The following is a 9,094-nucleotide window of genomic DNA, read 5'->3' on the forward strand; positions in this document are numbered from 1 at the left end:
GGATGTTTTCGACGAGCCCCCATGGATGGGTTAACGGCGTGTCCCGTACCCCCCACCCGCCGGCCCCAGACACGTAGACCTGCAGACGAGGTCGCTCTTCGCGCACCCTCACAGCGAATGCAGCAATAATGAGCAGCCCCGATAGCACGAGCCCGCATGCCCACCCGAGATTCCCGACTGAGCCGCCTGTGGGCGCATGAAAAGGCCAGCTATGGGTTGCGGGTGTTCATTGCGCTCAGCGTGGCGATGGGCGTGTGCTGGCACTTTGACCAGCTGCCGGCCCTGCCCGGGGTGTTCCTGGGCATCATCGCCAGCGCGATTGCCGAGACCGACGACAACTGGTGGGGACGGACCAAATCCGTCGCGCTGTCGCTGCTGTGCTTCGTCATTGCCGCCGCCGCGGTGGTGGAGCTGTTCGCCTGGCCGTGGGTGTTCATCGCCGCGCTGGCCGTCTCCACCTTTGGCCTGACCCTGCTCGGGGCATTGGGCGAGCGCTATGCCTCCATCGCCCAGGCCACGGTGACGCTGGCCATCTACACCATGATCGGGCTGGAACAGCACGGGGCCGCTGATCGCGCCCAGGCCATCAACGCGGTCAGCCATCTGCTCGCCGGCGCGCTCTGGTACGGACTGCTGTCCATTTTGTGGACCGCCCTGTTCGCCAACCGCCCGGTGCGCGAGCGGGTCGCGCGGCTGTACCACGAACTTGGACGCTATCTCGAACTGAAGGCCGACCTGTTCGAACCCGTGCGCGAGCTCGACCTGCAGCAGCGCCAGCTTGCCCTGGCCGAACAGAACCGCCGCGTGGTGGAAGCGCTCAATGCCGCCAAGACCGCCATCCTGGCCCGCTTTGGCCGCTCCGGCCGGCCCGGCGTGCAGTCGGGTCTGTATCTTCGGCTGTACTACATGGCCCAGGATTTCCACGAGCGCGCCAGCTCCTCGCACTACCCATATGGCGCACTCACCGAAGCGTTCTTCCACAGTGACGTGCTGTACCGCTGCCAGCGTCTGCTCGCGCTGCAGGGCGAGGCCTGTGCGAACCTGGGCACGGCCATCCGCCTGCGGCACCCGTTTGTGTATGGCGAACGCACCCGCCAGGCCACCGCCGACCTGACCGCTTCACTGGCCTGGCTGCGCGAGCAGCACAATCCGCAGTGGCAGCGGTTGCTGTCCTCGCTGGACCTGCTCGGCCACAACCTGCAGAGCATCGAGCGTCGGCTGTCCGAGGCCGCACAGTCCGAGACCACCCTGGACAACGTCGACACCCGGCTGCGCGATACCAACCCGCATACCCTGCGCGAGATGGGCGTGCGCATCCGCCAGCAGCTGACGCCCGGCTCAGTGCTGTTCCGGCATGGCCTGCGCATGGCCATCGCATTGGTCGTGGGCTTCGGAGTGATCCATCTGGTCAACGCGCAGAACGGGTCGTGGGTACTGCTGACCATCGTGTTCGTGTGCCGCCCCAACTTCGGCGCGACCCGCCAGCGGCTGGCGCAGCGGGTGGCCGGCACGCTGATAGGCCTGGTGTTCACATGGGCCCTGCTGCAGCTGTTCCAGGACCTGCGCATCGAGCTGTTGATCGCGCTGTTGTCGGCACTGCTGTTCTTCTTCACCCGCCATGACCGCTACCTGGTGGCCTCGGCGGCGATCACGGTGATGGCGCTGACCTGCTTCAACCTGATCGGCGACGGCTTCCTGCTGATCTGGCCGCGACTGGTGGACACCCTGCTGGGCTGCGCAATTGCCGCAGCGGCCGCGTTCCTGATCCTGCCGGACTGGCAGGGGCGGCGGCTCAACGAGGTGATGGCGCGGGTGCTGGAGCGTTGCGCCGGTTATCTGCAGGCGGTGCTTGGACAGTATGGCAGCGGCATGCAGGACGATCTGGCCTATCGGGTCGCGCGCCGCGACATGCACAACGCCGACGTGGCCTTGTCCACCGCGCTGTCCAACATGTTGCGCGAGCCAGGGCACGTGCGCCGCAACCTGGACGCCGGCTTCCGCTTCCTGGCCTTGTCCAACACCTTGCTGGGGCATCTGTCGGCACTGGGGGCGCACCGTGCGCAGCTGGACAGCTTTGCTGCGGACCCGTTGGCGCGCAGTGCGGGTGAGCGGGTGCAGCAGGCGATGCAGCAGATTGCCTCGGCGCTGCAGCAGCGGCAACCGGTGGAGGAGGGGGACAAGGAGGCAGACCGGGCGCTGGCCGAGCAGCTGGAGCAGGTGGACGACGGCATGCCGGCCAAGCTGCAGTTGATCCGCACCCAGCTGGCACTGATGCTGCGGCTGCTGCCGAAGCTGCGCGGGGCGGCGACTGAGGCAGCCCGCACGTTGCGGTGAGGGACCACGAACGCGCGAAGCGCCGCTTTACGTAGAGCCGGGCTTGCCCGGCTGCCTTTGCCCCCATGCTAAGGTGCGCCGGTCCGCAAGGAGATTCCATGTCATCCGGTCACAGTCAGTTCGCCCTGCTCCGCCAGCGCCGTTTCCTGCCGTTCTTCATCGTGCAGTCGCTGGGGGCCTTCAATGACAACGTGTACCGCCAGGCGATCATCGGCCTGCTGTTCTACCTCGGCGTCAGCCAGGAGGAGCAGTCGCTGTACACCACGCTCGCGCCGGCCATCTTCATCCTGCCCTACTTCCTGTTCTCGGCACTGGCTGGGCAGATCGCCGAGAAGCTGGAAAAGTCGCGCCTGATCGTGATCACCACCACGATGGAGATCGCGATCATGTCGCTGGCGGCGGTGGGCTTCCTCACCCAGAGCATGCCAGTCCTGCTGGTGGCGCTGTTCTGCACCGGCCTGCAGTCGACCCTGTTCGGCCCGGTGAAGTACTCGGTGCTGCCATCGGTGCTGAAGCCGGAAGAGCTCACCGGCGGCAACGGTCTGGTGGAAATGGGCACGTCGATGTCGATCCTGGTCGGCATGATCAGCGGCGGCATCATCTTCACCCTGGCCGGCAGCTACGGCCCGGTGGTGGCGGCCACGGCGGTGATCGCGCTGGCGGTGGCCGGCAACATCACCGCACGCATGATTCCCAAGGTGGATGCCGGTGCACCGGACCTGAAGATCAACTGGAACCCGCTGCCGGAATCGCTGGCAGTGCTGCGTCTGGCCAAAAAGCAGAAGGCGGTGCGTAACGCCATCCTGGGCGTGTCCTGGTTCTGGTTCGTCGGCACCATGCTGACCTCGCAGCTGCCCACCTATGCCGTGGTCAACCTGGGCGGCGAGCCCACGCTGTACATCTTCGCGCTAGCGCTGTTCTCGGTCGGCACCGGGGTTGGCTCGTTGCTGTGCGAGAAGCTGTCCGGTCGCACCGTGGAAATCGGCCTGGTGCCGCTGGGCGCGTTCGGCATGACCGCTTTCATGCTGGACCTGTATTTCGCACGGGCCGGTGAGGCCACGGCGGCCGGGTTGAGCGTGCCGGCCTTCATCGCGGCGGCCGGCAGCGCGCGCATCATCGTCGATCTGGTGGGCATCGGTCTGTTTACCGGCTTCTTCGTGGTGCCGCTGTTCGCCCTGATCCAGAGCCGCACGCCGAAGTCGGAGATGTCGCGGGTGTTCGCCGCGCTGAACATCCAGAACTCCGGCTTCATCGTCGGCGCGGCGCTGATCGCACTGGCCACGCAGAAGTACCTGCACTGGACGATTCCGCAGTTGTTCCTGGCGCTGGCAATCGCCAACGCGGTGGTGGCGATCTACATCTTCACCATCGTCCCCGAATTCCTGATGCGCTTCCTCAGCTGGCTGATGGTGCGCACGCTGTACCGGCTGCGCCCGCATGGCATTGAAGCCAACGTGCCCGACGAAGGTGCGGCGCTGATCGTCTGCAACCATGTCAGCTACATGGATGCGCTGATCCTGTCGGCGACGATTCCGCGCCCGGTGCGCTTCGTCATGTACTACAAGATCTTCAACATTCCGGTGATGCGCTGGATCTTCCGCACCGCCAAGGCGATCCCGATTGCGGGCGCGCGTGAGGACCCCGCGCTGATGCAGGCGGCGTTCGACGAGGTGGACAGGGCGCTGGCCGAGGGCGAGCTGGTCTGCATCTTCCCGGAAGGGGCGCTCACCCGCGATGGCGAGATGGCCGCCTTCAAGTCGGGCGTGGAGAAGATCCTGGAGCGCCGGCCCGTGCCGGTGGTGCCGATGGCGCTGCGCGGCATGTGGGACAGCATGTGGAGCCGGCGCGATACGCGGCTGGGGCGCATGCGCGTGCCACGCCGCTTCCGCGCGCATATCGAGGTGGCGGCGGGACCGCCGGTGGACGGGGCCAGCACCGATGCCGGACAGCTGGAAGCGCTGGTTCGCGCACTGCGGGCGGGACACGCCTGAGGCGCCATACGCCCGCGAACGCGGGCTGGAAGCGCACTCATTTGACGCTTCTCGCCATGTAAACGCATACATTCGGGGCCAACATGGGGTAGATTACCGCCCCATAGGGGGTGTCCGACGGGATTTTGGCGATGCCGTCGGACCACCAAAGGAATGGAGCAGTACTTGAATCACCCGCCAACACCACCTTCATCAGCCGTCTTCGTTCCGAACCACCTGGTGTGGGCGATCCTGACGACGTTGTTCTGCTGTCTGCCGCTGGGGGTGGTGTCAATCGTCTATGCCGCGCAGGTCGATGGCCGTCGGGCAGCAGGCGATGTGGCAGGTGCGTTCGCCGCTTCGCGCAAGGCCGCTGGTTGGGCCTGGGCGTCGGCGTTCGCCGGTCCGGTGCTGTTGCTGTTGTGGTTCGGTCTGTTCGGCGGTCTGGCTGCGCTGGGCGCTCTGTCCGAGCTTTGATTCACTTTTTTTAAACCCACCCGAGAAAATGGAGCTTCACCCATGAACGCCACTGCCCCGCAAGTCCCCAACAACCTGGTCTGGGCCATCCTGGCCACCCTGTTCTGCTGCCTGCCGGGCGGCATCGTGTCGATCGTCTATGCCGCGCAGGTCAACGGCAAGCTGGCCGCCGGTGACATCGCCGGTGCGCAGGACTCGTCGGAAAAGGCCAAGAAGTGGGCCATCTACTCGGCCATCGCCGGTATCGTCGTCGGCATCCTGTACACCGTGCTGGTGGTGATGATGGGCATCGGCGGCGCAGCCAGCGGCGGCTACTGATCGCACTGAGGACGGCCCGGTCCGGCACCCCTGGTGGGTGACCTGCCCGGGCCGTTCTGCCGTCATGTCCTTACCTTCCTTACGTCCGACCGGCCGACGCTGGGCTCCGCTGGCGATCACCGCTGGCCTCGCTGTCGGTGCCACCGTGGTACTGCGCCACGTCAATCCGTATGCCGGCAACAGTCCGCTGCCGGGTTGTCCGTTGTACGCACTGACCGGGCTGTACTGCCCTGGCTGCGGCAGCACGCGCTGCCTGCATTCGCTGGTGCACTTCGACCTGCCCGGCGCAATGGCGATGAATCCGCTGCTGGTGATCTCGCTGCCGTTCCTGCTGCTGATGCTGCTGCACATGGCCGGCTGGCGTCCGCGTGCGCTGGACCCGCTGATGCGGGTGCTGGCCGCGCCGATGTTCTGGCTGGTGGTGTTGGTGGGGTATGCGGTGTTGCGCAATCTGCCGTGGATGCCGTTTGTGTTGTTGTCACCCATTACCCGGTAGGTGCGGACCGTTGGTCCGCAGGCGTTACGTCACCCAGCCCGCAATCACCAGCACGGCCAGCGACGCCATCCACAGCAGCAGCATGCGCCACACCAGGCTCATCGCATCGCGCAGTTCCGGCAGGCGCCGCCACACCGGCACCATCCCGGCTTCGCTGTAATCGTGTGCGTCTTCGCGCAGTTCGGCACTGACACTGGCCCGCGCCACCGCGCCCAGAAACACCGTGGACGCCGCCCATTGGTTGCCATGCGCTTCGCGCCAGGCCTTCCAGGCGGTATCGAAGTTGCCCACCAGCGCCATCGACAGCGACATCAGCTGCGCCACCGGCCATTCCAGCCAACCCAGCACCTGGCGCGCACCGACCACGGTTTCCACCGTCGCCAGCGAGCGCATCGGCCCCACTGCCAGCAGGGCCAGCAGCCGGTAGCCGAGCGCGCCGGCCGGGCCCAGCAGCAGGAACCAGAACAGCACCGCAAACCAGCGCCGCAGTGCGTTGAGCACGGTGGCTTCCACCAGCGACCCGACATCCTCCTGCAGGCTACCGCCCGCGGACTGCAGCTGTGCAATGGCCGCGTGCCGGGTGTGGCTGTCATCGGCGTCGATCACCGTCTCGACGTCGCGGTCGAGGTCGCGCGGCCCCCAGCAGATCACCAGCGTGGCAATGCCCAGCAGCAGTGAAGGCAGGCCATACAGCCGGTCATCCAGCGCCCATTGCAGCAGCGCCAGCAGCAGTACCCACGGCAGCACTGCCACCACCCAGCCGTGCCGGCCACGCCAGAACCCGCGGTGTTCATTGGCCTGGCCACCGCCCTGCCGGTCCAGCCACTGCAGCCAGTGGCGGAAGGTAGCGAAACGCCGCAGGGCGACCGCTGCGGCCGGTGCGACATGCCCCAGGGCGAGCGCGACCAGGACAGCGACCAAGGTGGTGAACATGCGGGCCTCCGGCTCGTGACTGAGCGCTACTATGCCGTGCAACCCGGAAATTCCCCGGGTCACAGGTAATGTACCGCGTCGCGTGTTCAGGTAGCGGCAACGCGGCCGCCGGTCAGGCGACCTGGCTGCGGTACCAGTGTTCGATCAGGCTGCGCGAGATCGAGATCGGCGGCGACAGCCGGATGCCCTCGCCGTCGTCTTCGATATCGCGGGCCAATGCGGCCCCGACCTCGTCCACGCTGAACCAGCGCGCGTCTTCCAGTTCGCCGTCCACGCACGGCACGTCGTCCTCAGCGGTGGCCGCAAAGCCCAGCATCAATGCACCCGGGAACGGCCACGGCTGGGTGCCCAGGTAGCGGCATTCGCGCACCCTTACCCGGCTTTCCTCGAAGACCTCACGGACCACGGTCTGCTCCAGTGACTCGCCCGGTTCGACGAACCCGGCCAGCACCGAATACCGACGCGGAGCCCAGTTGGCCTGGCGGCCCAGCAGCAGGCGGCCGTTGTTTTCCACCGCCACGATGACCGCCGGATCCACGCGCGGGTAATGCTCGGTGTTGCACTGGCTGCAGCGGCCGACAAAGCCACCACGGCTGAAGGCCACGGCCCCGCCACACACCCCGCAGAAGCGGGTGCGTGATTGCCAGTAGGACATGCCACGGGCGTAGCAGAACGCAGTGGCGTCTGCGGCCGCCCAGGCCACCGCGGCTTCACGCAGGTCCACGCGCTGCGGCGCGCTGACGTCGACACCGGCCGCATCCACCGAGAACCACGCCTGCTCACCGCGCAGACCGAGGAAGATGGCGGTACCGGGACCACCGCTGAGCTGCGCGCCGGTCAGCGCCAGCGGTTGGCCCTGGTCATCAGCCAGCGCACGGCCGTCCACGTCGAGCACCAGCACATGTGCCTGCGGCCACAGCCGCAACAGCGCATCGGCATCGGCGCGCAGCGTGTCAGCGCGTTCAAGGGGTTCAGTGGTGAAGGAAAAACCGGACAGCGGCAGGGATGTTCTGGACATCCCCCAAGCTTACATGCTGAAGCTGCTGCCGCACCCGCAGGTGGTCTTCGCGTTCGGATTGCGGATCACGAACTGTGCGCCGGTGAGGCTTTCGGTGTAGTCCACTTCCGCGCCCATCAGGTACTGCAGGCTGAGCGGGTCGACCAGCAGGGTGACGTCGTTGGTCACCACCGCCAGGTCATCCTCGGCGCGGTTCTCGTCGAACTCGAAGCCGTACTGGAAGCCGGAACAGCCGCCGCCTTCGATGTACACGCGCAGCGCGAGCGAAGGATTACCTTCGCCCTCGATCAGCTCATGCACCTTGGCCGCAGCGGCTTCGGTGAAGTGCAGCGGACGGTCCAGCGACTGGTAGTTCGGCGCGGCGGCGGGGGCACCGGGCAGGGAAACAAGCGTGCTCATGCGTGCAGGATGGGGGCGCAGGGCCCCCGATTCAAGCCGTTTCGCCGATCACTGTGTTCAGGCCATGGCCTCGGCCAGCTTCTTGCGCGCCGCGCCGTCCTTGTCCTTGCCGTCCTTGTCCTTGCCTTCACCGGCTTGCGGCGGCGGCAGGGCCATCTGTGGGGCACCATGAATGAGACGACCGGTGAGCTGTGCGCCGGCGTTCATCTCCACCACCTGGTAGTGGATGTTGCCGTTGACCCGGGCGCTGGGGGTCAGTTCCACGCGCTCGCTGGCGTGCACGTCACCCTCCAGGCGGCCGCTGAGCACCACCACCTGCGCGCGGATCTCGCCTTCGATGCTGCCCTGCTCGGCCAGCGTGAGGGTGGCGGTCGAAGCGCCTTCACTGGCGATCACCTTGCCCAGGATGGTGCCTTCCACATACAGGCCCCCACTGAATTCCACGTCCCCGCGGATGACCACCTGCGCGCCAATCAGCGCGTCCACGACCAGATGACCGTCGCGGTTGGACTTGTTGCTGCCGAACATGGGTTTACTCCCCTTCATTTGCGGTTGCTGCCACAGGCGCGCCGGCCTGTTTCCAGTCGAAGACCTGGGTGGTGCCCCCTGCACCGGATCCCAGCGTGACCCGCACGCGTTGCGGGGTGAAGTCCTTGGGCAGCATGACGCTGCCGGTGAGCTGCTGGAAGTACCGGAAGGAATACTCCTGGCCCGGCACCTTGGTGCGCTGGTGCAGCTCGTCCCAGCTGACCGAGGTCAACTTGCCGTCTTTCACGCCTTCCACCGTGAACCGCATCTGCCCCTGGCTGATCGCACCACGGTTCAGGTTCTGGGTCAGCACCACGGCGTACTGCCAGGTGCCGGCCGCTTCCGGCGAGAACTCGATGGAATGGGTGTTCAGCCCCTTGCGCTGGCTGGTGGCACCGACCAGGCGTTCATAGAAGGCCACGTCGGCGCGCAGGCCGGCGATTTCTTCTTCACGTTCGCTGAGCGAGGTCTGTACCTCGCTGTTGGCGGCGCGACTGATGCGGTCGGACGCCTGCAGGGTGGCCTGGCGCTGCTGCAGCTCGACCACCTGCTTCTGCAATGTGTCGGCGCGCGCTTCGGCGGCGTCCAGCTGGCGGCCGGCGTCGCCGCCGGGGCCCGCAA

Annotated in this window: 10 protein-coding genes; 5 read left to right on the top strand and 5 right to left on the bottom strand. The window is 66.7% G+C overall.

Going from position 1 to position 9,094, the window contains the following annotated elements:
* Positions 1-156: 156 nt before the first annotated feature.
* The 5 genes from yccS to RT551_RS20465 all read left to right on the top strand — a co-directional run bounded on the left by yccS (position 157) and on the right by RT551_RS20465 (position 5,595).
* A complete protein-coding gene (yccS, locus tag RT551_RS20445) occupies positions 157-2,334 on the top strand; it encodes a YccS family putative transporter (protein ID WP_313461903.1) in 2,178 nt (725 codons plus the stop codon).
* A gap of 98 nt (positions 2,335-2,432) precedes the next feature.
* A complete protein-coding gene (locus RT551_RS20450) occupies positions 2,433-4,325 on the top strand; it encodes an MFS transporter (protein WP_313461904.1) in 1,893 nt (630 codons plus the stop codon).
* A gap of 165 nt (positions 4,326-4,490) precedes the next feature.
* The gene (locus RT551_RS20455) at positions 4,491-4,781 is read left to right on the top strand and encodes a CD225/dispanin family protein (RefSeq protein WP_313461916.1); all 291 of its coding nucleotides are present in this window, start codon (positions 4,491-4,493) and stop codon (positions 4,779-4,781) included.
* A gap of 42 nt (positions 4,782-4,823) precedes the next feature.
* Positions 4,824-5,099, top strand: coding sequence for a CD225/dispanin family protein (locus RT551_RS20460; RefSeq protein ID WP_311192838.1), 276 nt, complete (start codon positions 4,824-4,826; stop codon positions 5,097-5,099).
* 64 nt (positions 5,100-5,163) lie between these two features.
* Positions 5,164-5,595 carry a DUF2752 domain-containing protein gene (locus RT551_RS20465; RefSeq protein ID WP_313461905.1) on the top strand — a complete coding sequence of 144 codons (432 nt, stop codon included), beginning with the start codon at positions 5,164-5,166 and terminating at the stop codon, positions 5,593-5,595.
* Positions 5,596-5,619: 24 nt separating this feature from the next.
* Here the strand turns inward: RT551_RS20465 and ampE are convergent, their stop codons facing one another.
* The 5 genes from ampE to RT551_RS20490 form a co-directional block, all read right to left on the bottom strand.
* Positions 5,620-6,528 (bottom strand): regulatory signaling modulator protein AmpE, encoded by a 909-nt coding sequence (gene ampE, locus RT551_RS20470; RefSeq protein ID WP_313461906.1) that lies wholly within the window; start codon positions 6,526-6,528, stop codon positions 5,620-5,622.
* A gap of 112 nt (positions 6,529-6,640) precedes the next feature.
* Positions 6,641-7,546 (bottom strand): NAD(+) diphosphatase, encoded by a 906-nt coding sequence (nudC, locus tag RT551_RS20475; RefSeq protein WP_313461908.1) that lies wholly within the window; start codon positions 7,544-7,546, stop codon positions 6,641-6,643.
* A gap of 9 nt (positions 7,547-7,555) precedes the next feature.
* Positions 7,556-7,945: an iron-sulfur cluster insertion protein ErpA gene (erpA, locus tag RT551_RS20480; RefSeq protein WP_313461910.1), complete on the bottom strand. Its 390-nt coding sequence runs from the start codon at positions 7,943-7,945 to the stop codon at positions 7,556-7,558.
* 57 nt (positions 7,946-8,002) lie between these two features.
* Positions 8,003-8,473, bottom strand: a complete 471-nt coding sequence (locus RT551_RS20485) for a polymer-forming cytoskeletal protein (protein ID WP_313461912.1) — start codon at positions 8,471-8,473, stop codon at positions 8,003-8,005.
* Positions 8,474-8,477: 4 nt separating this feature from the next.
* The coding region (locus RT551_RS20490; RefSeq protein ID WP_313461914.1) for a DUF6776 family protein at positions 8,478-9,094 on the bottom strand (617 nt) is incomplete at its 5' end.

Source organism: Stenotrophomonas sp. (genome assembly GCF_032103445.1).
In the GTDB taxonomy this organism is placed as follows: domain Bacteria; phylum Pseudomonadota; class Gammaproteobacteria; order Xanthomonadales; family Xanthomonadaceae; genus Stenotrophomonas.